This is a genomic window from Exiguobacterium sp. SH5S13 (assembly GCF_004337085.1).
GTDB lineage: Bacteria > Bacillota > Bacilli > Exiguobacteriales > Exiguobacteriaceae > Exiguobacterium > Exiguobacterium aurantiacum_A.
Genome location: NZ_SJUS01000003.1, coordinates 76909 through 100723 on the forward strand (window position 1 = coordinate 76909; position 23815 = coordinate 100723).

The window sequence follows — 23815 nt, forward strand, 5'->3', positions numbered from 1 at the left end:
TAAGTAAAGACGCAAAGGCGACCGCCTTTGCGTCTTTTCATGTCATGAGAGTTCATACAGAAATGCGAGCGCGTTCGGCAACCGACGTCGCCATGCAATCTCGTTGTGGACCGCCCCAGGCTCGACTTCATAGCGGAAGGCGATGCCGGTCCGAGCGATCGTCTCGACGAGTTTCGCATTCGTGTATAAGTAGTCCTCGGGCGTGATCGGTCCGCTCGTTTCGTTCGTGCCGATATCCATATAGAGCCGGGCGGACAGGTCAGTTTGTTTCAGTTCACGAATGAGCGAGTCGAGGTTGGCCCAGGCGGCCGTCGACAGTGAACCGACACGACGGATTGCCGGATACGTCGCCATCATATAGAGCGAGATGACGCCGCCCATCGAGCTACCTATCACGCCGACGTCATCCGGGTTGGTCGCGTAGCGTGCGTCAATCCACGGCTTCAGCTCCAACATGAGCCAGTCGGCATAGAGACGCCCCTTGCCGCCAAGTGTCGGCCGGGTCTTAGCGAGCTCGGGCCCGATGCGTTTATAAAGCATCTCGTCTTCATAGAACGAGTACTCGTCATAGCGGTCGAGCCAATCGGGGGCGCTTGCGATGGCGACGACCATGAGCGGTAGTTGCAAATCGTCGAGATGGCGGTCAATCGCCCAACCTTCCCCGATTGTCGCGGTCTTGCCGTCGAAGACGTTTTGGCCGTCATGCATATAGAGCACGGCCAACGCCTCGTCGGTACGAGCGAAGTCAGGGCGGTAGACGCGGACGATTCGTTTTCGGCCGCGCATCGTCTCGGTCGGCAAGGTGAAACTAAACTGTTCGATCATACAATCATTCCTCCCTTCCTCTGACGGTCTCTTCTCATTTTGGCGTTGTCCGTACAAAAACTCAATCCGGAAGTTTGACTACCTACCGTTCGTTAGTTAAAGTGAGGGGAGATGAAAGGGGTAGATCGCACATGACCACGAAACAGCGAATTGAACAGGCTGCCAGACGCCGGTTTGCGCTTGAAGGATATGAAGGACTGTCTTTGGCGGCGCTCGCCGAAGATGTCGGGATTAAGAAGCCGTCTTTATATGCGCACATCGAAGGAAAAGAACAGCTGTTCAAACAAGTCGTCGAACAGATGGCCGAGCGTTACCAGCGAGCTTGGGAACAAGCACGGGACGCGTCTGACGGGGCGGCACCGCTCGAACGGATCGAGGCGATCGTTGAAGCGTTGATTCATTTCTTCGAAGAAGAAGAGACATGGATGCTGACGAAACGAATGCTGCTCGTACCGCCGCCTGAGCTACGCGCCTTCATCGAGTCGACGATCGGGTCGGTCGAGACCGAGCTCCAAACGTTTGAGAAAGAGCAGTTCCGTTTGGCGATGGAGCGGGGCGATTTACCGGAACAATCGCTCGACGACGTATATGATGCGTACTATTGCTTTTTGGACGGAGCGTTGCTTTCACTCTTTTCGTTCGAAACGAATCGAGCGCAACGACAGCATGCAGCATTTAAAATTCTTAAGAAAGGAGTCGGATGGACATGAAAAAAGAACAATTGGCTTGGGTGTGGCTCATGCTCGCCGGACTTCTTGAAATCGTTTGGGCGACGACGATGAAATTATCGAATGGGTTTACCGTATTAGGACCGACCGTCGTGACCGTCGTGTTATTGATTGTCAGTTTTGGCTTGTTGGCGATGTCGTTCCGTGTATTACCGGCCGGCACCGGGTACGCCGTCTTTACGGGTATCGGTGCTGTCGGGACGGTCATCGTCGGAAATATTTTGTTTGATGAGACGATGACGGGAATGAAGCTGTTGTTTATCGCGACGCTCCTCATCGGTGTGGTCGGTTTGAAGCAAGTGACAGGAGGTGAGCCGGCATGAGTTGGACATTTTTAATCGGGGCTGGGCTCGCTGAGATGCTTGCTGTTTTCTTCATGGGAAAATCAAAAGGCTATCAGATTTTAAAATGGTCGCTTCTTTCAATCATGACGTTCGCACTAAGTTTTTATTTGTTGTCACGTTCGCTCGAGACGCTGCCGCTCGGGCTCGCCTACTCGATTTGGGTCGGAATCGGCGCGGCGGGTGGAGTGATTCTCGGTATGCTGTACTTGAACGAGTCGAGCGACCGGTGGCGTATCTTCTTCTTGACGCTCATTATCGGAAGCGTCGTCGGGTTGAAAGTCGTGGCGTAAATAGGATTGAAACGAGCTAAAAACGGGAATTGAATAATTCAGATTGTGAACGAAAGGGGCGGGAAAAATGAATCTTGTAGAGTTGCAATCAGAACGTCTACGGCTTGAACCTTACACGATCTCCGATTTCTATTTCGTAAAATCGCTACTCCAAGATCCGCGGGTGATGCGCTTTATCAGTCCGGACGGCAAGCCATATACGGATGAACAGACAATCGAATGGTTCGAGAGACAATTGGCCCGATATACGACGGGCCGACAGACCGGACTCCTCAAACTGATGACACATCACAGTGATGAGCCGATCGGCCATGCCGGGACGCTCTTGCATGAACTTGATGGCAAAATCGAGCTCGAGGTCGGTTATTGGCTAGCACCAAAGCACTGGCACATGGGCTACGGCCGTGAAGCGGCCGCGCGTCTCATGCAACATGCGTTCGAGGAAGGCGAGAAAGACATCATTTCGCTCATCCACCCGGACAACGTGCCGTCACAATGCGTCGCGAAATCGAACGGCTTGCGTTGGGACCGTGACACCGAACACGGAGGCATGATCGTGTCCGTTTATGTCGGCGATTTGGAGCGTCTATGCCGTCACATGAAGCGGGAAGAAATGACGCGGTGAAAAAAATAAAAAAAGTTTTAAAAAACAGTTGCCAAGGCATTAGTTTCTTGATATATTAATAGTGTCCTAAAGAGAGGACACGACCTGATTCTGTAGCTCAGCTGGGAGAGCGCTACCTTGACAGGGTAGAGGTCGCTGGTTCGAGCCCAGTCAGAATCACTTGGGTGCCAAACCCGATGCGAAACCCATAGGAACGTGGGTTTCCGCGCAGCCACTTCTTACGAGAAGTGGCTTTTTTTGTGTATTCTTTTAATTGACAGCCCACATAAACAGTTGGTATATTCCTCTCAATACATACAGAAACGGGGAATTATACGATGGTATTAACCGGAACAATCGTCAATGCGGCCTTGATCGTGGTCGGCACATTACTCGGGCTGCTGTTTCACCGAATCCCCGAGCGGATGAAAGAGACGGTCACGGCTGCCATCGGTCTCGCCGTCGTCTTGCTTGGCGTGCAGATGGGCATGAAGAGTGAGAACTTTTTAATCGTCATCGGCAGTCTCGTTATCGGAGCCGCACTTGGCGAATGGTGGAAGCTCGACGAGAAGTTGAACGAGATCGGCTATCAGTTGGAACGGCGTCTCGGTGGAAAAAGTAAGTCGAGCATCGCGGAAGGCTTCATCACGGCGACGCTCATCTTTGTGATCGGGGCGATGGCCGTCATCGGTGCGCTCGACAGCGGTCTGCGCGGGGACCATGACGTCCTCTATACAAAAGGGTTGATTGACGGTTTCACGGCGCTTGTGCTCAGTTCGACGCTAGGCATCGGCGTCATGTTCTCGGCCGTACCGGTCTTGTTGTACCAAGGAGCGATCGCGTTGCTCGCCATCCAGATCATGAAGTTCATTCCGGAGTCGCTCATGGATGACTTTATTTTGGAGATGACGGCGACCGGGGGCGTCATGATCGTCGCCATCGGGTTGAACCTGGTCGGGATCACCCGGATTCGTGTCGCCAACTTACTGCCCGGTATTTTGATGGTCGCGATCATTGTCACCGCATTACATATCTTCCAATGAAAAAACGGACTAGCGCGAAACAATGCGCTAGTCCGTTTTTCATTGATGATAACTTTTTTTATCAGCGTGTAAGGCTTCCGCAATGATTTTATCCCAGTCAGCGGCATCACAGGATGTCGTGCAAGTCGGTGCGATTTCGCAAGTGGCGCATTTACCGGCTTTTGCTTTGCGGGTGTAGCGATAGAGCGAATAGGCGGCGTACCCGAATACGGCAAGACCGATCAGTAAATCAAATAAGAACATATGATTCCCTCCTTGTTAAGACAATCCGAACAGACGACCGATTTGATAGATCATCAGTGATACGACGTACGCAACACCAAGCCCATAAAGGCTAGCGACCCACGTCAATTTGGCACTTCCCACCTCGCGCCGAATGACGGCGACGGTCGCTAGACAAGGGACGTACAAGAGGACGAACGCCATGAAACTATATGCGCTCAACGGCGTAAACACGGGAAGCAACGAAGCGGACAAGTCAGATTCGCTGACCGCATAAATGATCGCCATCGTCGATACGACGACTTCTTTCGCCAAAAAACCTGTGATGAGCGAAGCGCCGGCCTGCCACGTCCCGAAACCGAGTGGAATCAGCAACGTCGCAACGACTCCACCAATCATAGCGAGAAAACTCTCATTCATCGGGACGTCCATTCCGGCTGGACCGGAATAGGCGAGTAACCAAATGAAGACGGAACCGCCAAAGATGAACGTACCTGCTTTTCGGACGAACCCTTTCGCCTTTTGCCATGTGCTGCGCCAAAGCGTCAACCCTTGGGGGACACGGTATGGAGGCTGTTCGACGATAAAGAGGCTGTTCCGATCTTCCGCCGCCAATACGGACGTGAATATTTTCGCGGCAATCAACGCCAGGACGATCCCGAGCATATAGAGCGATAAGACGACGAGCGCTTGGTTTGATGCGAAAAAACTGGCAGCGAAGACGGCATAGATCGGCAGACGCGCCGAGCACGACATGAACGGTGAAATGAAAATCGTGACGAGCCGCTCCCGCTCTTCCTCGACCGTCCGTGCCGCCATAATACCTGGGACGTTACAACCAAATCCAATGATCATCGGAATAAAACTTTTCCCGTTCAGTCCGACGAGTTGCATAAATCGGTCCATGACAATGGCGACACGCGCCATATAGCCAGAGTCCTCTAAAAACGAGATAAAGAAAAAGAGCACGAAAATCTGTGGGACGAAGACGAGGACACCGCCGACACCGGCGATCACCCCGTCAATCAGCAACGCCTGGATGAAAGAGGAGGTCCCGAGGAGTTGTAACAACGAGCTTGTTCCGGATGTGACCGGACCCGACAGAAATCCATCCAACAGATCGGACAACGGGGCACCGATCCAGTTGAACGTGATGTGGAACAAGGCGTAAAGTACTGTAAAGAAAATGGGTAAGCCCCAGATCGGATGTGTCACGACGGCATCGATGCGGTCGGTGACCGTGGCTTGTTGTGCGTTATGCTGATCGACGACGTGATGGCGAACGTCTTTTGTCCAGTCGCGTCTGCGTTCTGTAATGTGGGCGTGGGCGAAGCGTCCGAGTTTCACTTCCAACGCTTTACGAATTTCATTGACGGTTGGCGTCGAAGACTCGAGCTGTTCTGAAATGACGCGATTTCCGGCCAAGTATTGAATGGCGACCCAGCGATCGCGCTCACTGAGTCCCGTCGCTTCAAGAATTTGTTGAAGCGCCTGTTCGGTCTCTTCCCCGTAATCGAGTACGAAAGGTTCGCGAGGGGTCGTTCGCAGGGAGGACAGGAGGACTTCACAGCCGGCACCTGTTCGTGCTGTAATCGGAAACACGTCCACGTCCAAACGTTCTCTCAAACGCTTTAAATTGATGTGGATGCCTCGTCCTTCAGCGACATCGACCATGTTCAGACCGATTTGAAGCGGACGGCCCATTTCGAGCAGTTGGAGCGTTAATTGTAAGTTACGTTCGAACTGCGAGGCATCGATGATGTTGAACATCCCATCGAACGGTTCATGCAACAGGAATCGCGAGACGATTGCTTCGTCAGCCGATAGCGGGTCTAAATCATAGACACCGGGCAAGTCGATCAACTGTCCGATGTTTCCATGCAACTGTCCGATTTTCTGTTCAATTGTGACACCGGCCCAGTTACCGACGTGGGCGAAGGAGCCTGTTAATCGGTTAAATAAAGACGTTTTTCCGGTGTTCGGGTTTCCGATTAGGGCAATCCGTTGCGTCACGGGACGATCACCCCAATCTGTTCAGCGTCACAGCGACGGATGGCAATCATTTGTTGATGTTCGATTTGTTCAATCGTGAGCGGTCCGGAAAAGATGGCCCGACGTTTAATTCGTACGGAACAGCCCTCATAAAATCCTAAGGCAATCATGCGACGCCGCAAGCGGTCATCGATTCTCGTTAAATCGGATATGAGCACTGGTTGATGTAGCGGCATGGCAAGTAATGAACTCATTAAGATCTCTCCATTTTAGTCAAATGATAATTCTTCTCATTTGGTAGCATAACACGTTCTTTACTATCGGGAAGCAAGATTATTTGTGGATTTTATGACTTCTAAAAAATAGTAGTGCGAGAATTAAAAAACCGCCCGATAGAAGTCAGAACTTAACGTTCGACTTCTATCGGGCGGTTCAAGTACTTACGTTCTTTCAATCGTTGCGTCGATAGGATCATGATCCTCTTTCGCGCTCTCACGCAGGGCGGACGACATCACGTCAGACAAGTCACGTGAGCGGAGCACGCCGACACCGCGGTCGGTCGGTCCATCAGGTGCGGCGACGTCGGCGATCAGCTCGTCGGTCGGACGTGTCTCATGCAACAATAACTCGGCTGATCCTTTCATCGCTTGAGCGACGATTTGGCGGGCCGTGTCTTCATCAAACCCGGCTTCTGTCAGCACCGGGGTCATCGAACCGACGATCTCGTAAAAGAACGCAGGACTGCATCCGGCTGCCGCCATGAAAGCTGACATCGTTTTCGCGTCCGTGACGGCTGTCCGACCGACCCGGTTGAACAGTGCCGCCGCCGTCTCGCGGGCGGTCGCATCTGTCTCAGGTCCGAACCAGAGTCCAGTCATCCCGGTTTGATAGGCGACCGGGGTGTTCGGCATCGCACAGATGGCTGGGATGCCGGATGCTTCTTCAAGCTCGCTCGGCTCGATATGCGCCGCGACGGATATGAGCAGCGGTGTTTTCCACGTCTGTGATTGAGCGTAAGTCAAGACGCCATCTGGTTGCATCGCGAGCACGACGATTGTATAGGCGTTGACGTCTTCTGTTTCGACGATCTGTACGCCGAGCTCATCTCGCAACTGCTCTAGACGTGTCTGGTCGCTCCGGTTCGTCATCGTAATCTGTTCAGGGGAGAGCCCGGAAGCAATCCAGCCTCGGACGAGTGCCTCGCTCATCGATCCTGCTCCTACCATTAATATGTTCATTTCCGTCACCTCTTCATTCATTTGATTCGGTCGTATATATGTTGCCTATCATAACAAATGTTCGAGCAATTATCGCCTGTCACGCTCAGATTGTAAAATAAAGGAAAAAACTCGTCGTTTTGTAACGGGAATCGACGAAGCGCTGCAGATGACAATTCACGCAGTCCGGGCTATCATTGCAGTAATCTGACTGAGCGAGGCGATTGAAATGAAACGAGTATTAGTACGTGGGATTCAAGGATACCAGCGCTTTATTTCTCCTTTAAAGCCCCCGACGTGCCGATTTTATCCGAGCTGTTCGCACTACGGGATTGAGGCGATTGAGAAGCATGGCGCTGTCAAAGGCGGGTATTTGACGACGCGGCGCCTGTTGCGGTGCCAACCGTTCCATTCGGGCGGACTTGACTATGTGCCGGACGATTTTGATTGGAAAGCCCCCCTGCAACGCGAAAAGCCACCGTCACAGCGAGACGTCTAACTGACGGATCGCTGTTTTAGATACAGGGCGTTTATCCCCTTCTTTGTTTTAGCACAATACTTTTGACAACGTTCCGAGTATTCTGAAAAAATAGAGTTGTATTTATTACATACGGGGAAAGGGGATTACAGCATGAGTCAATCGTTCAGCGAACTAATCGGTACGATTTCAGACTTTGTGTGGGGACCGCCGCTGTTAATTTTGCTTGTGGGGACAGGCGTTTATTTGACGGTGCGTCTCGGGGGGCTCCAAATCACGAAGTTGCCTTACGCGTTGAAACTCGCATTCTCTAAAAATCAAGACAAGACGTCACGAGGAGATATTAGTCACTTCCAAGCGCTCATGACAGCGCTCGCGGCGACCGTCGGTACGGGGAATATCGTCGGTGTCGCGACTGCGGTCGTCCTCGGGGGACCAGGCGCGATCGTTTGGATGTGGGTATCGGGCTTCTTCGGGATGGCAACAAAGTACGCCGAAGCCGTGCTCGCCGTCAAGTACCGGGTGACGGACGAACGTGGTCAAATGGCCGGAGGACCGATGTATTATTTGGAACGGGGCTTGAAGCAACGCTGGCTCGCGGTCGCGTTTGCAGCGTTCGCCTCACTGGCCGCGTTCGGGATCGGGAACGGGGTTCAAACGAACTCAGTCGCGTTGGCGCTCAACTCGACGTTCGACGTCCCGCTTTACGTATCGGGTATCTTGATGATGATTTTTACGGGCGCCGTCATTCTCGGTGGTGTCAAATCAATTGGTCGTGTCGTCAGTTACTTCGTCCCGGTCATGATCGTCTTTTATTTATGGAGTGGTCTCTTGATCATGATCATGAACTACACACTCATCCCCGATGCGATCGCGCTCATCTTCAGCAGCACGTTCAGCGCCGAAGCGATTGGCGGCGGGGCCATCGGGGCAGCCATCCGGTATGGGGTTGCGCGAGGCGTCTTCTCGAACGAAGCCGGTCTTGGCTCGGCTCCGATCGCAGCGGCCGCGGCCAAGACGGACATGCCAGGTCGTCAAGGCCTTGTCTCGATGACGCAGGTGTTTCTTGATACGTTGATCGTCTGTTCGGTCACCGGGATCACGCTCGTCATGGGCGGTCAAATCGGATCTGGACTCGAAGGGGTCGAGTTGACGACGGCGACGTTCGAGCAGTTCCTCGGGCCGTTCGGCGGTTATGTCGTCACGATCGGTCTCGTCATGTTTGCCTACTCGACGGTGCTCGGCTGGTCGTATTACGGTGAGCGGTCGATTCATTACTTGTTCGGTCAAAAGTCGATCATCCCGTATCGGATCGCGTTCGTGCTCGTCGCCGGACTCGGGGCGATGACGACGAACTTGAACATGGTATGGGCACTGTCTGACGTCTTCAACGGCTTGATGGCCATTCCGAACTTGATTGGGCTCTTGTTCTTGTCGGGTGTCGTCATCGCTGAGACGAAGCGCTTTAATCAGCGGTTAGCGATCGAGAATCGAAGTCGAAAAGCATCGTAACGAACGCCGCTATCCTTAATCGGATGGCGGCATTTTTCGTTTGTTCTTTATTTCCTCAAGTCGTGCCTGCTGCAAGTGATTGAATACTTGTGTCACGAACCCGACCATGATGCCGACGCCGGTGATGACGTAACCGATTGTGAACACTTTGCCGATATCGGTCGTCGGGACGAAATCACCGTAGCCGATCGTCGTGAGCGTGATGACGCTGAAATAGAGGGCGTCTAACCAACGCATATCTTCGAAGCGGGTATAAAACAGCGTTCCCGACAATATAGTAAGGGACGCTAAGGTGAACAATACTTGAAATTCGGGTTCTTTCAACCCGCGCCAAATCCCACGGAACATGCGACGGAACGTCAAAATGAATGAGAGCATACAGATCCCTCCTTTCCTAGTAGGTTTGTTCGATAGAAACGAGGGAACATCCTTTGTAGCCAAAAGATGAGTCGACGAATTCGTCGACTCATCTTGTATGAAGTGTCAATCGTTTCGTGATCGGTTGGATTGTGATGTTCATGTCGATCATTCGATTGTCGCGTTTTGGTTCATCCGTTCGCTCGACGCGCCACGCGAGGTCATGCAACTCGTTTAAAGCAGTGGCGATGTCATAGAACGACAGGCTCGGATTGCCATTCAATTGATATAGACCGGGACCGCGCTTCGTCAAGATCTCGAACAGTGCGTCAGCCGTGTCTTCTAAAAAGGAGCACGACGGGTACCAGTGTGCGCTCGCATTGATGACACCGTGCTGGTTCATTTCATTCGTAAAATAGTCCATCATATTGTTCGAGCCGGCAGTTTCTCCAATTTGCCAGCCGAGTCGGACGATTTGTGCCCCGGGGTTTGTCCGGGCGATCGTTTCCTCGCAGGCTCGTTTGTAACTGCCGTACTCGTCCGTCGCGTCAGGTGGTGTGTCCGGCATGATCGGACCGGTCACATTGTCTGAGAATACCGAGACCGTGCTCGTAAACAAGAACGGGATGTTGTATTCTCCACAAAGGCGGGCCAACGTTTCCGCCCATTCAACCGATCCCATGCCGATATGGAGAAAATAATCAGGACGCACCGATTCGATAAATTCACGCATCGCCGCCTCGTCTGACGTCGAGACTTTTGATCTGTCCCAAGCGACAGGTTCGATCCCATGTCGTTGTATCGTTTTGGCGACGACCGGTGCGACTGTACCGTTCATGCCCGTTAAAATAGCTTTCATAAAAATTCCTCCCTTCTGTTTCTATCATCCCACACTTCTAGATGTGACAAACCAACAGTTTCTAGCTTTATGCTAGACTAATTGGTGGAGGAGATAAATGATGAACATTCGACAGGCACAGTCAAACGAGAGTGTAGCGATCGCACCGCTCGTTTACGCAGCGATTCATGACATCGCGTATTCATTGACGGGGACGGCAGACCAAAAGCAAGTGCTCGAGCGCTTAGCGATGTGGATCGGTCGGCCGAACAACCGGTTGAGTTATGAAAACATTTGGGTGGCAGACATAGATGGCGTTATCGCAGGTATTATTATCGCCTATGAGGGCAAGCGCGCGACTGAGTTGGATGAGCCGATTAAGCAATGGCTCATTGAGCGCGGGCAGCCTGGACATCTTGACGTGGAGACGGAAGGAGACGTTTTGTATATCGATTCCGTGGCCGTCGACTCAGAATTTGGAGGACGCGGGATCGGTACGAAATTGGTCCGGCGAGTGGTCGAACATGCTCGTGAGATCAACATCCCGGTCGTCACACTCAACGTCGACCAGGACAATCCGGCAGCGGCTCGTCTTTACGAACGTCTTGGTTTCCGCAAACATAAAGAGATTGAGATTTCGGGAGGCCGCTTCGATTATATGATGCTCAATCTGTGAAACATGGGTCGAAGTCTGAGTCTCAGTCTTGAAACCGATGCAAAACCCGAGCTTCTCGGATATACTAAGTGCTTGAAACGAATCAGATGTAAAAAGGAGATCGATTATGGAGTGGAAAAATATCCTGCGCGGTATCGCGATGGGGACGAGTGACTTAATTCCTGGCGTCAGCGGGGGGACAATCGCAGTCATTTTAGGGATTTACGATCGATTGATCGAAGCAATCAGCGGTGTGTTCAGTCGGCAGTGGAAAAAGCATATTGGGTTTCTAATTCCGTTAGCAATCGGAATGGGAACCGCGATTTTAGGACTGAGCCGTCTGATTGAATTTTTATTATTAGAATACTATGCACCGACACAGTTCTTTTTCATCGGCTTGATTCTTGGGATTATCCCGCTGTTGATGTTTGAATTTAAATCGCGTGCGACGATGCGTCCCGTGCACATCGTGGCGATGGTGATCGGAGCGATCGTTGTTGCGAGCATGGCAATCATCAAACCGGCCGACACGGCCATTATTACCGAACTTACGACCGGCACGGCGCTGTTGTTGTTCTTCTCGGGTTGGCTCGGCAGTATGGCGATGTTGCTCCCGGGGATCAGCGGTTCGTTCGTCTTGCTCTTGATCGGCGTGTACCCGACGGTCATCAGCGCCTTGTCGAACTTGAACGTGCTCATTATCGGGATCGTCGGACTCGGTGTAGCCGTCGGGTTTATCGTCAGCAGTAAAGTGATCCGTTATTTGCTCGGAAATTTCCCGGGCATGACGTTCTCGGTCATCTTAGGACTCGTCATCGGGTCCCTCGCCGTCGTCTTCCCGGGTCTTCCGGAGACGGCGACGATGTGGGTCTTGAGCGTTGTTTCGTTCATTGCCGGTTTTATGATCGTCCGACTGCTCGGCCGATTTTCTGTATAAAAAATGCGATCCTGTCATTTGCTGACAGGATCGCATTTTTGTTGGATCGAGGTTATCGATTCGTGCTTTTTGACGCTTGTTTAATAAATGAACGGAATCAATCGTTTTCGCGATTTCGCCCATGTTTGATAGGCGCTACCGAAGTGTGACGTCAACATCTGTTCTTCGATATGGATGCGCCAAAGCAAGGCGATTCCCATGGCGAACGTACCGACGAGCGCGACGCCCCAATGACTGAAATAGAGCGAAAAACCGAACGTGATAAATAATAGACCGGTATAGAGCGGATGGCGCAAAAAGCGGTACGGTCCAGAGCTGACGATCTCATCCGCGGGACGGACGACGACGTGACGGGTGAATTGATGGCGCAAATGCGCGATTCCCCAGTAACGAAGTGAAACACCGGCTATGTAACACCCGAGCCCGAGCCAGCGGACTAGGAGCGGTTGGCGTGTTTCAGTAAAAATAGACAAACCGATCGAGACGGCGAACACGGTGACCATAATGAGTGAGACGATGTAAAAGCTCATGTGCTCACTGTTCCCATCGGTCGGTTCATCACGATTACGGTATCGCCCCATCTCATACAGCCATGCGGTCGAGACGAGAATGAACAAACCATCGAGCCAATCCATAACGTTCCCCCCTTTTTTCATATCTTTAATAGTCTTCCACTCATTACCCGACTCTTCCTGCCGAAAAACGCCTCGCAATGTGCGAGGCGTTCCGTTTACTGTCATACTAACGAGCACTGGCAACGAGATTGGCACTCGAAGGGTCGAGCGCTTCACGTTGAATCTCGTCTTTTATAAGTTGGTAGGTGAGGCACATCGGTTTTTCGGTCCGTGGGTCTCGTCCGATGATGGCGTCGATATGAAAGACTTGCCTAAGGACGAGCGGACAAATGACTTCCTCGGCGGAGCCCGTCGCGAGCACTGCTCCGTCTTTCATGGCGACGATATGGTCGGCAAACCGGGCGGCCTGATTCAAGTCGTGGAGGACCATGACGATTGTCCGGCCCTGCTCGCGGTTCAACGTTTCGAGGAGTTCGAGCACTTCGAGCTGATGCGCCAGATCGAGATACGTCGTCGGCTCATCTAAAAAAATCAAGTCTGTCTCTTGGGCCAGTGCCATCGCGATCCAAACACGCTGGCGTTGTCCGCCTGAAAGGGCGTCGACGTTCCGGTCTTTGAACTCGAGCGTGCCGGTCACGTCAAGCGCCCAATCAATCACTTCATGGTCATGTTTCGATAAACGACCAAACCCCGATTGATAAGGGAAGCGACCGTACGAGACGAGTTCTCCTACGGTCAAGCCGCCAGCGCCTTCAGGCGTTTGCGACAGAATCGCCATCTTTTGAGCGATTTCTTTCGTGTTGCATTTGGCGATGTCCGCTCCGTCTAAATGGACCGAACCGTTAGACGGGGACAGAATCCGAGTCATGGCTTTCAAGAGTGTCGATTTCCCACAACCGTTAGGGCCGATGATGGTCGTGATTTGACGGTCCGGGATCGACAAACTCAATTGCTTCACAATTGTTTTGCCGCCGTAACCGACCTCGATGTCTGCCGTATGGATCCGTGACATATGGATTCCCCTCTCCTCGTAACAGTGGTTTTGATAATGATTCTCAATGTAACTTCAACTATAGCAGTCTAAATGAAAAGCTGTCAACGAATGTTTCGATATCAAAATAGATTGTCTGAACTAAAATTTCGATGTATATTAAATGAGAATGATAATCAGTGGCGGTGGATGTTTAAGGAGGATGGAACGGATGAGCGAACAGGACGTGTACGACGTAACGATCATTGGTGGCGGTCCAGCGGGGTTGTATGCCGCTTTTTATAGCGGGTTGCGCGGGATGAAGACGAAGTTGATCGAATTTCAACCGCATCTCGGTGGTAAGATCCATGTGTATCCGGAGAAGATGATTTGGGACATCGGTGGCGTCACCCCGACGACAGGTGCCCGCCTCATCGAACAATTGATCGAGCAAGGTCTCACGTTCGACCCGACCGTCGTGCTCGGCGAGAAAGTAGAATCGATGGCGAAAGATCACACTGGTCATTTCGTGCTCGATACGACGAACGGCCGGCACGTGTCAAAGACGGTCATCGTCGCGACGGGGAGCGGTATTTTACAACCTCAAAAAATTGAGATTAGCGGGGCGGAGCGGTTCGAAGTCTCGAACCTTCATTATACGGTTAAGTCGTTGATGCGTTTTAAAGGGAAGACGGTATTGATTTCCGGTGGCGGCAACAGCGCCATCGATTGGGCGAACGAACTTGAGCCGATTGCGGAGCGCGTGATTTTGACGTATCGAAAAGAAGCGCTCAAAGGGCATGAATCGCAAGTCGACAAGCTCCTCTGTGGCCGAGTCGACTGCCGACTGCATACAACGATCGAGGACTTGATTTCCAATGATGGCACGACGATCCATGCCGTCAAGCTCATCGATTGCGGGACCGGGGCAAGTGAATTGGTCGAGGTCGATGAAGTGGTCATCAACCACGGCTACGAACAGGACTCGGCTCTCCTCAACGACAGCGAGTTAAAAGTCGAGATGGTGGATGGGTTCTATGTGAACGGGAACGCGAGCAGTGAATCGTCAGTACCTGGACTTTATGCGGCGGGAGATATTTTGACGCATGAAGGCAAGGTGCATCTGATTGCGGGAGCGTTCCAAGATGCGGCTAACGCGGTCAACCGGGCCAAGACGTTCATCGATCCGGACGCGACGAAGTCGGCGATGGTGTCGTCGCACAACGAACGGTTGAAAGCGAAGAATCGTGACATCATCGAACGGACAGTAATGAAGCAGTGAGGGGTGTCCCTCACTGCTTCATTGTCGGATAATCGCATAGTTCGACGATGACCCCGCCCGAGTGGCGTGGGTCCATATAGATGAGGCGTCGGCCTTTTGCCGTCGTTCGGAGCGTATCTTCTAAAAACGTGATGCCTTCGCGTTTCAAAGCGTCAATCGATGCTTCTAAATCATCGACCCGATAGGCGATGTGGTGAACGCCTTTGCCGCGTGCTTTCATGAATCGGGCGATCGGGCTCGTCGGACTTGTCGGCAAGAGCAACTCGATCACGTCTTCACCGACGTGAATCACGGCGAGCTCGGTTTCGACACCGGCTGCCGTATTCGTATAACGGTCGACAAGTTTTCCTTGTAACACGTTCGTGTAAAACGAGATCGCTTCGTCTAAGTCGCGAACAGCGATCCCGGTGTGGTCAATTTGCATACTAATCCCTCCTCTTGCTCTAGTTTGCCGAAACTTGAACAAAATGTCACTTCACAACGTTTTAGCAAAATCCGATATAGTAGAAGAGGGAGGGACGGCGACATGAACGGAAAGATCACTCTTGGATTGATCAGCGCGTTCGCGCTGGTATCATTTGTGTTTGGACTCTCACTTGCGACGTTTGTCGATTATCAGATCAATGAGGAGCAAGTCGTTCTTGAACGACTGACGACCCACAAAAAAATCGGGCCGGCAGAAATCCTTTCGACCGAAGTGGATTTTCATTTGAACGGTTCGAATTATGCGCTTCGCTTCACGGATGAACCTCACATCACGTATTGGTTCAGTGTCGCGGACCGTGAAATTCAATTCGATCGGATTGAATCGTTGGACCGACGTGATATCGGGCTTCGAACCGTGCTGTTCGAAGAGATGCCACCCTTAGCAATCGAATCGGCAAACGCTGCTGAATGAAGAAAAGACGCCAAACGAACGAATCCTTTCCGTGAAAAGGACGTGACGTTTAGCGTCTTTTTCTAATTGAGTGGAAACGATGGCGCGGAAGGCGCCACTTCTTTAATCATCGTGTAGGTTCCTGTTTGGGTTGGCGATCCGCCTTGTCGGATCAAAGCGTATCGCAGCTCTGGTTGGAGCGAAGTCAACGTGACCCGAATCTGTTCAAGCGACCTGAACCGGAAATAAAATTCTTGCTGAATAAAAGACACGGCCTCTTGAATCAGCTCATCGCTACCTGACACTTGGAGTTCATATACGTCCAGGCGTCCAGATCCAATTCGAGATCGCATGATGCCGACGATTTTCCCTTTCAATCTAAGGGAATGGAAAACTTCCTGACGACGTTCATGCTCGAGCAGTCGTGATGCAGTCATCGGCAACACATCAGTCAGCATATGCGCATATTGATTTCGGTAAGCGAGCCAGCTAGAGTGTGTCGCAAAATAATCAACGTGAAGCGACCAGTTCTCGTATGTATATTTTTGGAAAGGGATGAGCGGCAATGTGTAAGTGACGGTCTCATGATACGGATCAAAACCGAGCACTTCAAACATTCGACGCTTATCTTGGTCGTGGTCTTGTTTGACGTGTAACAGCAACGTTGTGTCATGTATACTGTTTCGACGTATCTCACGGATCAGTCGGTCGAGCAAACCTCGGAAGACATAGCGGTCCCGATACGCCTCGTGCGTGAGCCGGATCACCTGATCCGTTGCATAATCGGTATAGTCGGAGGCGATTGCTGCGACAGGAACATCTCCTTGCCAGGCCGTATGGACATATTGGTGTGGTCGGATGGCGAGGATGTGAGGCGACTCGCCCGGGTTGTACAATTGGTGAAGCAGTGAACGTTTTTTAGGTTGGATTTGGCGACACTCCGCGAATATAAGCGTCCGTTTCATGAGGAATCCTTCTTTCTTCTAAAATAATCACTACCCTTAAATTGTAAGGGCTACCAATTGAAAAATGTCGTGTTCATTTTATGAACATTCATCATGTTTGATTACTGTTTTAACACGTGGAAAGTCAGGTTTTTAAAGGGGAATGGTGAGGGAAATGGCTTTAGAATGAGCATTTTATCGAAGGGTGATCCGTGTCGGAACGAGGAAGTTTAGAGCAACGAAGGGGCTGTGAGATTTGTTAAACTTTTCCGGGGGGAGAGGAGAAACGAATGGGTCGAAGCGAGAGAGACGTGCTATACTGTCAGTGAGAAAAAACGACAGGAGTATGATATGCGATACGTAATAAGTTTATGGTTGGCGTTGCTATTGGTCGGCGTCCCGGCCACGGCTCTTGCCGAGACTGAACCGATTGTAGTCCATGACAATGTCATCGTTGAAGAACAGGTCGAGTTATACGAAGGGTTCCGGTCACCAAATGAGATGGTGTTTATTTTCGTTTTAATCGTTTTGTTGTCAGTAATCGGGTTAGGCATTATTAACGCGATCGATTAACGTGAAAACGTTCACAAAACTGCAATAACTATCCCGGAAGCGGTTTCAAATATCTTTTATACTATTTATGTAGGAAGGAAGTTCTGCACCAACTTCCACTCCTCTTTTCAGATGAACACCCCTCGTTCATATCATGTTTTGGAGTCAACCGACGCCGTCGGTTGACTCCCTTTTTTTATAAGTTGATACGTTTCTCTTTGGCAAGCCGGCGAAGTCGTTTCGTCTCATCAGAATGGCCGCGGCTCTCGAGCATATTGACATACACTTTGAACGGCTCTGAACGGTGTGAGAAGAACGGGATATACTCAGAAAACAACTTCCGTTCAGCTTCTGACAATTGTCCGCGCTCAACGAGGAGTTCGAGTTCAAGCATTTTAAGTGCCTGATAGTCCTCAAGTGCACTGTCATCGGACGGGGCTTTGGCAAGTGTCCGTTCACAAAGTGTGATGAGGCGTTGATGGAATAGATTCCACTCAAACGAAGTGTAGGGTTGCTCGAGAAGTGTAGAGAGTAAGTCGACTCGTGTCGAGTCAACATCTTTCGGGACGTGGAGCGCCGTGTACAAAGAACGATCGATCCACACGTCGGAGGTGGGGGCGTCGAGTTGATAGTAATGAATCAATTGAGTGAGCATCGTGGTTTGCGAGAGTTTCAGCAGTCGAAACGGGTCACTTGTTGAAAATAGCGGCTCTTCTCCTGCCGAAGAGGACAAGAGTAAAAACATTTCCTCATACATCGTCCGTGCCTCTGCATCATCTTCGGCGTAATACGATAAGTCACGAATGATTTTCTTGGCGTGTATATACCAATTCTTTTGATCGCGTTCGCTCATGATTTGATTTGGCAGCAAGTAGAGGTGATCGTAAGCCAATTCTACGAAGCGTTCAGCGAGGATTACTGTCTGCGAGAGCGAATGTCGCTCGTCTGACGATTTTTGTTCTTTGTAACGAGTGAACTGACTAATCATGTAATCCATATCTTTTTCTTCGATAACGGCTTTAGGGGTGTTTCGGTACATTTCGACGACTAAATCGCGAAGAGTCGTCTCTCCGTACTGTTCAAGTAACATGCGGAGCTTCCCGATGCGCATTAGCTCTCCCTCCCTTCAAAAGGACATCGAACGGTCTGCCATGTCTCGTTTATAGGCAGACACCGATTATTATTCCTTTCCCGCTTTTCATTTAAAACAATCCTCGTGTCTCATGCTTAAGACGGATTTTTGCGCTAACCGTTGTCAGAATAGAGTTTGTCGATGATAATGTAGGAAAATCTAAACTATAGAGGTACATCATATGAATGACGATCAACAACTCTCACGTGTCGAACGACGCAGACGTGAATTAGAACGCGAGCGGCTAGAAGAACTGTCTCACGATGAACAAGTGAATCCGGTCGAGGCGGAAGACGAAGTGATTCGCCCTTCACCAGAGTCGAAGCAAGCGGAAGGACAAGACCATCCATTTTTAGATCGTTCCGATGAAAAACGGACCGAGACGAACAATAATCGAAAACGGAAGGTTCAGGCACCTAAACTGAAGATGCCGTTCGGGAAAAAAGCGAAGCGCCATAAGCGTGAGGACAAGCGAGAACCTCGCTCTCATGACACAAAAGAGCGTGTTCCGAAGCAGCAAAGCAGCATACCGCCGAAACAAAAGCCGCCAAAAGACAAGCGCAAGCGCCGAAGTTGGAAAGGAAAGCTCTTGCTCGTCCTGTTGCTCCTCGTGATCGGGGTCGGTTATATGGCATCAAACCCAGTTACGTTCTTAGTCATGGGCAGTGACGCCCGTGTCGGCGAATCAGTGTCCGGTTCACGAACCGATTCGCTCCAGCTGATGGAGTTCGTCCCGCGTTCGCGGACCGTTCAAAACGTATCGATTCCACGAGATACGTATACGGCGATCCCTTGTGAACCTGAGCGGGAAGGCGATAAGATTACCCATGCCTTCGCTTATGGAGGCGCGGAGTGTACGGTCGGTGCAGTCGAAGGATTGACCGAGGCTTCGGTCGACGGTCAAGTCGTCATCACGTTCGAGACGTTTATGGAATTGATCGACGTCGTCGGCGGAGTGAACATCACGGCCACCCATTCGTTCAGCGAAAAGGGGTTTAATCAAACGTATGAATACACGGAAGGTGTATCGTATTCGATGGACGGGGATATGGCGCTCGCCTACGCGCGACATCGTAAATCGGATACAGACGGTGCTCGTTCAAGTCGCCAAACCGAGGTCATGTCGGCAGTGGCCGACAAGTTGGTAAGCCCGGCCGGATGGTCGAAGATCCCGGCCACGTACAGTTTTATGAAAGATGAGATGGGGCTCGAAATGAATCCGCTGCAAATGGCGTCGGTTGGCCTCACGATGATGCTTCAACCCGAAGTGAACAAACTTCAAGTCAACGGACAAGATGCGTACATTGACAACATCTACTATTACCAACCGAATGAAGAGAGCGTCCAATCGATTCGTGACGCGCTCGACTTAACGATGTGGGGCACTGTGAGATAATTTTGCGAAACGGGTTTGATTCCGTACAGAAAGAGGAATTTTAATCAAATGAACTACTCTTTTGAGGAGGGAAATTTGAATGAAAGTTTTAGTCATTGGAGCAACAGGAAAGATCGGTAGACGTGTCTTGAAAAGTTTAGCGAAATCCCATCACGTGACCGCTTTAATTCGTTATCCTGAACTGCAAGCAGAGTACGAAAAAATGGGTGCGCGCGTGCTCACCGTCGATGTTGAAAAAGAGCTTGATAAAAAGATTCACGAGGCGACCGCCGGCCAAGACGCCGTCATCGTCGCTGCGACAGCAGGTGCTGAAGGAACGAGCAAAGAAATTGAACTGCTTGACCGGAACGTCGCGATGAAAGCGATTGACGCCGCTAAAAAAGAGCGCGTCCGTCACGTGGTCTTACTAAGCGCATACGGTGCCGATCGACCAGACGCGGGCCCGAAAGAACATTACAACTTCTTGTCTGCGAATAATGCGGCCGATGAGTATATCGAACATAGCGGCTTGAACTACACGATCATTTGCCCAGTGGCGATCACCGATGGACCTGGAAAAGGGTCGATCGAAGCTTCAGAAGACTTAAGTGACGCCTCAGGCGCCACGATTTCCGAGACGGACGTCGCGACAGTCATTGCTGCCTCGCTCGATAATCGGGGCTTGTACGGACGCCGGATTGAAATTAGATCGGGTAGTACACCGATCAACGATGCACTCGATTTTGATAGTCGAGGCGAAGCCGCGACAGCTGGAAGAACGACACTTCGTCGACCACAACGATGACCGAAAAAATGAAGGAGAAGGTGTCTTGATGGAACGAAAACTGTACAAAGATCCGTCTGACCAAATGATAGCAGGAGTTTGCTCGGGGCTCGGGAAGTACCTCGGAGTAGACGTGACGTTGATGCGGATCATCTTCGTCGTACTCGCCTTATTCGGCGGACCAGGCTTGTTAATTTATATCGTGCTCGCAATCGTCATGAAAAAACCGCCTTCAGAGTATGAGGCGGAACAAGAAAGCCGCTTCTAACGAAAAACGTGCTGACCAATGAGGTCAGCACGTTTTTTTATTCCGTATAGAGCGTGTAAGTCGCTTCGAACGTTTCGTTCGGTGCGAGCAACTGCATATCATCTTTTTGGCGGATGTCTTTACGATGTCCTTTATAATCGGCATGACCGAACCAAGGTTCGAGGCAGACGAACGGGGCGTCCGACCGAGGTGGTGACCAAATCCCGAAATGGGTGAATGTCGGGCACTCCATGACGATGGCGCGACCGCTCGGTTGGTGGCGCAGTGCGGCATACTCGACATTTTCGAAAATCAAAGCGTCTTGGTCGAACAAGAGATGCGAGAGTGGAATGTAGCGACGTTCGCCGAGCGGTTGGTAAGCCCCGGTCAAATAAGGACCCTCTAACAATAAGCGATCAAGTGAGCGCGTCTCACCGAAATCGATTGTATACTCTTCGAACACTCCGCCCGCGAACGGGATATTGAAGGCAGGGTGTCCACCGATGCTGAACGGTAACACCTCGTCGCCGCCGTTTCGGACGCGATATGTCACGTTCAATTCCTCGCCGATCAGTCGATAGTCCACGTGAAGTTCGAACGGGAACGGATAGTGTTTCCGTGTCTCGACCGAGTCACGGAGAACGAAGCGGACGTGTGTATCAGACGATTCCGCGACTTCGAACGTCTCATCGCGAGCGAATCCGTGTTGGCTCATCGTATACGTCAAGCCATCATATAAGTAACGGTCATCCAACAACCGTCCGACGAACGGGAATAAAATCGGGGCTTGTCGTCCCCAATACGTAGGGTCGCCTTGCCAGAGTAGCTCGGTCCCGTCGACTTTCCAACTCGTCATTTCCGCGCCTTGCGCTTTCAAAGTGATACTGACTTTTTCATTGTGAAGTTGCACGATAGTTCCGCTCCTTTGAGTGAATGTGATAAGTTAAGTTTAGAAATGAATAGGACAGAGAACAAGGGGTAAATGATGCGATTTCATAAACTGGCTATTGGATTGATTATGGCGGGACTGATCGCCGGTCTGGGCTATAAAGGGTATGACGAATACAAGGCGAGTCAAGCGAGCGAACAGACTGAACGTGTCGCGACGGACGACACGGTTCTCGGTGGTCTCGAGATCGGTCAACGCGCGCCCGCCTTCGAACTGGAGACAATCGAAGGGGAAACGTTGGCACTTGATGCGTACGCAGGACAGCAAGTCGTCTTAAACTTCTGGGCATCGTGGTGCCCGCCTTGCCGCGAAGAACTGCCTGAATTGATCGAGTTCGGCGAAGAAACCGGGATTCCGGTGCTCGGGGTGAATGTCACGAAAAATGAGCGACGCGGCAGACAAGACGTCGAGGCGTTTTTGAAAGAAGTCCCGGTCAGCTTCCCGGTATTATTGGACGAAGCGGGCACGGTGGAGAAGACGTACCGCGTCGTCGCTTTGCCGACAACGTATGTCGTCGGTCCGGACGGTGTGATCACAGCCAAACAAGTCGGTCCGGTCGACTTTAACTGGTTACGCGAACAGACAAAATGAACGTACAAAGACAGACTGGAAGAGAACCGGTCTGTCTTTGTTTACTTTTTATAATGTTGTTTGATGAGCGCGTCGAAATTCGGTGTCATGTCTTCTTCAAGATAATAATGGTGGTTATCTCGAATGATCGTATCGCCAACCCGTGCTTCTGATGGCAAGAATCGTCGTGGGATAAAACTTGAGCCGTTGTTCCAACGCAACACGGCGTACTTCCCTTCGACTCGCACCAGCGTGCCGTATTTGATCATGCCTCTTCCTCCTCAGCGAACAGCTTTCTATCTCTTTTATTCTTATAGAGTGTATTCCCACATTCCATAAAACCTACACATATTTGAATGTTGCTACACAAACGAAGGAGAAGTAAACAACGAGCAGCAATTGTGAAGAAAGTTTGAAGAAAACGCTTTCTTTTTGAAATGTTTTCTTCTATAATGAAGGCACGGGGTGATTATGACGAATTTGTGAACAATGGGGGTATGGTCAATGTTTTCATCAGCTATGATCGGATTGCTCGCTCTTACCGGAGTGACGATTTATGGGATTGACCGTATGTTCACGGTCCGTTCAGAACGCATCACAAAGAAATAGGTTTACATAGGGGGATCGCAACGTCTTGGGGAGACGTTGCGATTTTTTTGCGTCAATAGTCGCGTTGGCGTGCCTCGCGCTCATGCTCTTTTTGTTCGACATGTTTTCGATTGCGTTCGTGAACCCGGTTAAAAAAGGCGTGCTCAGGCCAAAGCGGGGACCAGACGCGTTCTTCAGGCAAAGCGAGGATATATTCTTCGGCAGCGCTGAGTCGCTCGATCATCTTACTGCGGTCATCACATAGGTCGCCGTGGCCGGGTATGAGCCAACGGATCTCGTGTTCGTAGACGGCGGATTGAAGTTTTTGAAGCGATTCGAGATACGCTTCCGCGTCGTGCTCGATGAACGGTGGTTCGATGTTCGATCCGTAATCACCGCACACGAGCAGACGCAACGGTTCGACAATGAGTGACATATGGGTCGCTTCATGTCCTGGCGTCAAGTAGAACGTGATCGGGGTAACACCGAGCTCGACCGTACTGTCTTCGGAGATGATGATGTCGACGGCCGGCTTTTGAATCGGGCGGTCGATGTAATACTGTTCGTAGAACGTTTTAATCTCTTCAAGTTGGGCGCTGGCGTCTGTTTCGACGAACGCTTTTGAAGCAATCACGGTCGCATCAGGGAAAGCGTAAGCACCGATGATATGGTCATAGTGCTGGTGCGTATAAATGACGTACAATTTCTTACCTTGCCGCTTCAACTCGATATCGCGACGGATGGTCGCAACTTCTTCTGGCAACCAGTTCGGGTCGATTAAGATGAGGCTGTCTTCAGTGTCGATCAAAGTCGATGTGGTTCGCATTAAAGCACTCTCATAAACGGTAAATGGCTGTAGGCGGACTTGAATCATGGTGATCCCTCCTTCATATCTCCAATTCTTTTCCCGAATCGGTCTCATTTAAGC

General features: G+C 51.0%; 31 protein-coding genes and 1 tRNA gene. 17 read left to right on the forward strand and 15 right to left on the reverse strand.

The genetic code is table 11. The features are described from left to right. Positions 1-42: 42 nt before the first annotated feature. Positions 43-825, reverse strand: a complete 783-nt coding sequence (locus tag EVJ30_RS03025; RefSeq protein ID WP_131467967.1) for an alpha/beta hydrolase — start codon at positions 823-825, stop codon at positions 43-45. Between the two features lie 131 nt (positions 826-956). Between EVJ30_RS03025 and EVJ30_RS03030 the strand changes: the two genes are divergently transcribed. The 6 genes from EVJ30_RS03030 (at position 957) to EVJ30_RS03055 (ending at position 3834) form a co-directional block, all read left to right on the forward strand. Beyond that, positions 957-1535: a TetR/AcrR family transcriptional regulator gene (locus EVJ30_RS03030; protein ID WP_131467969.1), complete on the forward strand. Its 579-nt coding sequence runs from the start codon at positions 957-959 to the stop codon at positions 1533-1535. An 11-nt stretch (positions 1536-1546) separates the two neighbouring features. Next, a complete protein-coding gene (locus tag EVJ30_RS03035) occupies positions 1547-1876 on the forward strand; it encodes a DMT family transporter (RefSeq protein WP_201739056.1) in 330 nt (109 codons plus the stop codon). Then, positions 1873-2187 (forward strand): DMT family transporter, encoded by a 315-nt coding sequence (locus tag EVJ30_RS03040; RefSeq protein WP_131467973.1) that lies wholly within the window; start codon positions 1873-1875, stop codon positions 2185-2187. The genes EVJ30_RS03035 and EVJ30_RS03040 overlap by 4 nt, the downstream gene beginning before the upstream one ends. A 67-nt stretch (positions 2188-2254) precedes the next feature. Next, positions 2255-2812, forward strand: coding sequence for a GNAT family N-acetyltransferase (locus EVJ30_RS03045; RefSeq protein WP_131456769.1), 558 nt, complete (start codon positions 2255-2257; stop codon positions 2810-2812). A gap of 86 nt (positions 2813-2898) precedes the next feature. Continuing rightward, positions 2899-2971: transfer RNA gene (locus EVJ30_RS03050), tRNA-Val, on the forward strand. A gap of 158 nt (positions 2972-3129) precedes the next feature. Then, positions 3130-3834: a DUF554 domain-containing protein gene (locus tag EVJ30_RS03055; protein ID WP_131456771.1), complete on the forward strand. Its 705-nt coding sequence runs from the start codon at positions 3130-3132 to the stop codon at positions 3832-3834. 39 nt (positions 3835-3873) lie between these two features. Here EVJ30_RS03055 and EVJ30_RS03060 read toward each other — a convergent pair whose 3' ends face one another. The 4 genes from EVJ30_RS03060 to EVJ30_RS03075 all read right to left on the reverse strand — a co-directional run bounded on the left by EVJ30_RS03060 (position 3874) and on the right by EVJ30_RS03075 (position 7286). Beyond that, positions 3874-4077: a FeoB-associated Cys-rich membrane protein gene (locus EVJ30_RS03060; protein ID WP_070328860.1), complete on the reverse strand. Its 204-nt coding sequence runs from the start codon at positions 4075-4077 to the stop codon at positions 3874-3876. Positions 4078-4092: 15 nt separating this feature from the next. Then, on the reverse strand, positions 4093-6069 hold the full coding sequence (gene feoB / locus EVJ30_RS03065) for a ferrous iron transport protein B (protein WP_131456774.1): 1977 nt from the start codon (positions 6067-6069) through the stop codon (positions 4093-4095). Next, positions 6066-6302 (reverse strand): FeoA family protein, encoded by a 237-nt coding sequence (locus EVJ30_RS03070; RefSeq protein ID WP_070328862.1) that lies wholly within the window; start codon positions 6300-6302, stop codon positions 6066-6068. The genes feoB and EVJ30_RS03070 overlap by 4 nt, the downstream gene beginning before the upstream one ends. Positions 6303-6488: 186 nt before the next feature. Then, entirely contained in the window at positions 6489-7286 is a 798-nt protein-coding gene (locus EVJ30_RS03075) for a pyrroline-5-carboxylate reductase family protein (protein ID WP_236635554.1), read from the reverse strand. A 208-nt stretch (positions 7287-7494) separates the two neighbouring features. On the opposite strand from EVJ30_RS03075, the gene yidD reads away from it, so the two are divergent. Both yidD and EVJ30_RS03085 read left to right on the forward strand, forming a co-directional pair. Next, positions 7495-7764, forward strand: coding sequence for a membrane protein insertion efficiency factor YidD (gene yidD / locus EVJ30_RS03080; RefSeq protein ID WP_083274114.1), 270 nt, complete (start codon positions 7495-7497; stop codon positions 7762-7764). 132 nt (positions 7765-7896) lie between these two features. After that, the gene (locus EVJ30_RS03085) at positions 7897-9255 is read left to right on the forward strand and encodes an alanine/glycine:cation symporter family protein (RefSeq protein ID WP_131467975.1); all 1359 of its coding nucleotides are present in this window, start codon (positions 7897-7899) and stop codon (positions 9253-9255) included. Between the two features lie 15 nt (positions 9256-9270). On the opposite strand, the gene EVJ30_RS03090 is transcribed toward EVJ30_RS03085, so the two are convergent. Both EVJ30_RS03090 and EVJ30_RS03095 read right to left on the reverse strand, forming a co-directional pair. Continuing rightward, positions 9271-9633, reverse strand: coding sequence for a potassium channel family protein (locus EVJ30_RS03090; protein ID WP_131456779.1), 363 nt, complete (start codon positions 9631-9633; stop codon positions 9271-9273). An 88-nt stretch (positions 9634-9721) separates the two neighbouring features. After that, complete coding sequence (locus EVJ30_RS03095; RefSeq protein ID WP_131467977.1) at positions 9722-10471, reverse strand: sugar nucleotide-binding protein; 750 nt, start codon at positions 10469-10471, stop codon at positions 9722-9724. A 100-nt stretch (positions 10472-10571) separates the two neighbouring features. Between EVJ30_RS03095 and EVJ30_RS03100 the strand changes: the two genes are divergently transcribed. Both EVJ30_RS03100 and EVJ30_RS03105 read left to right on the forward strand, forming a co-directional pair. Then, a complete protein-coding gene (locus EVJ30_RS03100; protein WP_236634107.1) occupies positions 10572-11126 on the forward strand; it encodes a GNAT family N-acetyltransferase in 555 nt (184 codons plus the stop codon). A 106-nt stretch (positions 11127-11232) separates the two neighbouring features. Then, the gene (locus tag EVJ30_RS03105) at positions 11233-12042 is read left to right on the forward strand and encodes a DUF368 domain-containing protein (RefSeq protein WP_131456785.1); all 810 of its coding nucleotides are present in this window, start codon (positions 11233-11235) and stop codon (positions 12040-12042) included. Positions 12043-12122: 80 nt separating this feature from the next. Here the strand turns inward: EVJ30_RS03105 and EVJ30_RS03110 are convergent, their stop codons facing one another. Next, on the reverse strand, positions 12123-12677 hold the full coding sequence (locus EVJ30_RS03110) for a methyltransferase family protein (protein ID WP_131467979.1): 555 nt from the start codon (positions 12675-12677) through the stop codon (positions 12123-12125). A gap of 106 nt (positions 12678-12783) precedes the next feature. Beyond that, a complete protein-coding gene (locus EVJ30_RS03115) occupies positions 12784-13629 on the reverse strand; it encodes an ABC transporter ATP-binding protein (protein ID WP_131467981.1) in 846 nt (281 codons plus the stop codon). 190 nt (positions 13630-13819) lie between these two features. Here EVJ30_RS03115 and EVJ30_RS03120 point away from each other — a divergent pair, with 190 nt between their 5' ends. After that, the gene (locus EVJ30_RS03120; RefSeq protein ID WP_201739057.1) at positions 13820-14869 is read left to right on the forward strand and encodes an NAD(P)/FAD-dependent oxidoreductase; all 1050 of its coding nucleotides are present in this window, start codon (positions 13820-13822) and stop codon (positions 14867-14869) included. Positions 14870-14879: 10 nt separating this feature from the next. On the opposite strand, the gene EVJ30_RS03125 is transcribed toward EVJ30_RS03120, so the two are convergent. Then, the gene (locus tag EVJ30_RS03125; protein ID WP_131467985.1) at positions 14880-15293 is read right to left on the reverse strand and encodes a VOC family protein; all 414 of its coding nucleotides are present in this window, start codon (positions 15291-15293) and stop codon (positions 14880-14882) included. Between the two features lie 102 nt (positions 15294-15395). Between EVJ30_RS03125 and EVJ30_RS03130 the strand changes: the two genes are divergently transcribed. Then, on the forward strand, positions 15396-15767 hold the full coding sequence (locus EVJ30_RS03130; protein ID WP_070328872.1) for a hypothetical protein: 372 nt from the start codon (positions 15396-15398) through the stop codon (positions 15765-15767). A 62-nt stretch (positions 15768-15829) separates the two neighbouring features. On the opposite strand, the gene EVJ30_RS03135 is transcribed toward EVJ30_RS03130, so the two are convergent. Beyond that, the gene (locus tag EVJ30_RS03135) at positions 15830-16711 is read right to left on the reverse strand and encodes a hypothetical protein (RefSeq protein ID WP_131456793.1); all 882 of its coding nucleotides are present in this window, start codon (positions 16709-16711) and stop codon (positions 15830-15832) included. A gap of 330 nt (positions 16712-17041) precedes the next feature. Here EVJ30_RS03135 and EVJ30_RS03140 point away from each other — a divergent pair, with 330 nt between their 5' ends. After that, positions 17042-17263: a hypothetical protein gene (locus EVJ30_RS03140; RefSeq protein WP_236635972.1), complete on the forward strand. Its 222-nt coding sequence runs from the start codon at positions 17042-17044 to the stop codon at positions 17261-17263. Between the two features lie 175 nt (positions 17264-17438). Here the strand turns inward: EVJ30_RS03140 and EVJ30_RS03145 are convergent, their stop codons facing one another. Beyond that, positions 17439-18353: a hypothetical protein gene (locus EVJ30_RS03145; protein ID WP_131456795.1), complete on the reverse strand. Its 915-nt coding sequence runs from the start codon at positions 18351-18353 to the stop codon at positions 17439-17441. A gap of 202 nt (positions 18354-18555) precedes the next feature. On the opposite strand from EVJ30_RS03145, the gene EVJ30_RS03150 reads away from it, so the two are divergent. The 3 genes from EVJ30_RS03150 (at position 18556) to EVJ30_RS03160 (ending at position 20801) form a co-directional block, all read left to right on the forward strand. After that, positions 18556-19770 (forward strand): LCP family protein, encoded by a 1215-nt coding sequence (locus tag EVJ30_RS03150; RefSeq protein WP_131456797.1) that lies wholly within the window; start codon positions 18556-18558, stop codon positions 19768-19770. A gap of 79 nt (positions 19771-19849) precedes the next feature. Beyond that, positions 19850-20554, forward strand: a complete 705-nt coding sequence (locus EVJ30_RS03155) for an SDR family oxidoreductase (RefSeq protein WP_131467988.1) — start codon at positions 19850-19852, stop codon at positions 20552-20554. 28 nt (positions 20555-20582) lie between these two features. Continuing rightward, the gene (locus EVJ30_RS03160; protein WP_016508377.1) at positions 20583-20801 is read left to right on the forward strand and encodes a PspC domain-containing protein; all 219 of its coding nucleotides are present in this window, start codon (positions 20583-20585) and stop codon (positions 20799-20801) included. A gap of 37 nt (positions 20802-20838) precedes the next feature. On the opposite strand, the gene EVJ30_RS03165 is transcribed toward EVJ30_RS03160, so the two are convergent. Then, positions 20839-21690 carry an aldose 1-epimerase family protein gene (locus EVJ30_RS03165; RefSeq protein ID WP_236634105.1) on the reverse strand — a complete coding sequence of 284 codons (852 nt, stop codon included), beginning with the start codon at positions 21688-21690 and terminating at the stop codon, positions 20839-20841. 75 nt (positions 21691-21765) lie between these two features. Between EVJ30_RS03165 and EVJ30_RS03170 the strand changes: the two genes are divergently transcribed. Then, entirely contained in the window at positions 21766-22320 is a 555-nt protein-coding gene (locus EVJ30_RS03170; RefSeq protein ID WP_131441137.1) for a TlpA family protein disulfide reductase, read from the forward strand. 41 nt (positions 22321-22361) lie between these two features. On the opposite strand, the gene EVJ30_RS03175 is transcribed toward EVJ30_RS03170, so the two are convergent. Further along, positions 22362-22568 carry a DUF3006 domain-containing protein gene (locus EVJ30_RS03175; RefSeq protein WP_016508383.1) on the reverse strand — a complete coding sequence of 69 codons (207 nt, stop codon included), beginning with the start codon at positions 22566-22568 and terminating at the stop codon, positions 22362-22364. Positions 22569-22960: 392 nt separating this feature from the next. Further along, complete coding sequence (locus tag EVJ30_RS03180; protein WP_131467992.1) at positions 22961-23761, reverse strand: MBL fold metallo-hydrolase; 801 nt, start codon at positions 23759-23761, stop codon at positions 22961-22963. Positions 23762-23815 lie beyond the last annotated feature (54 nt).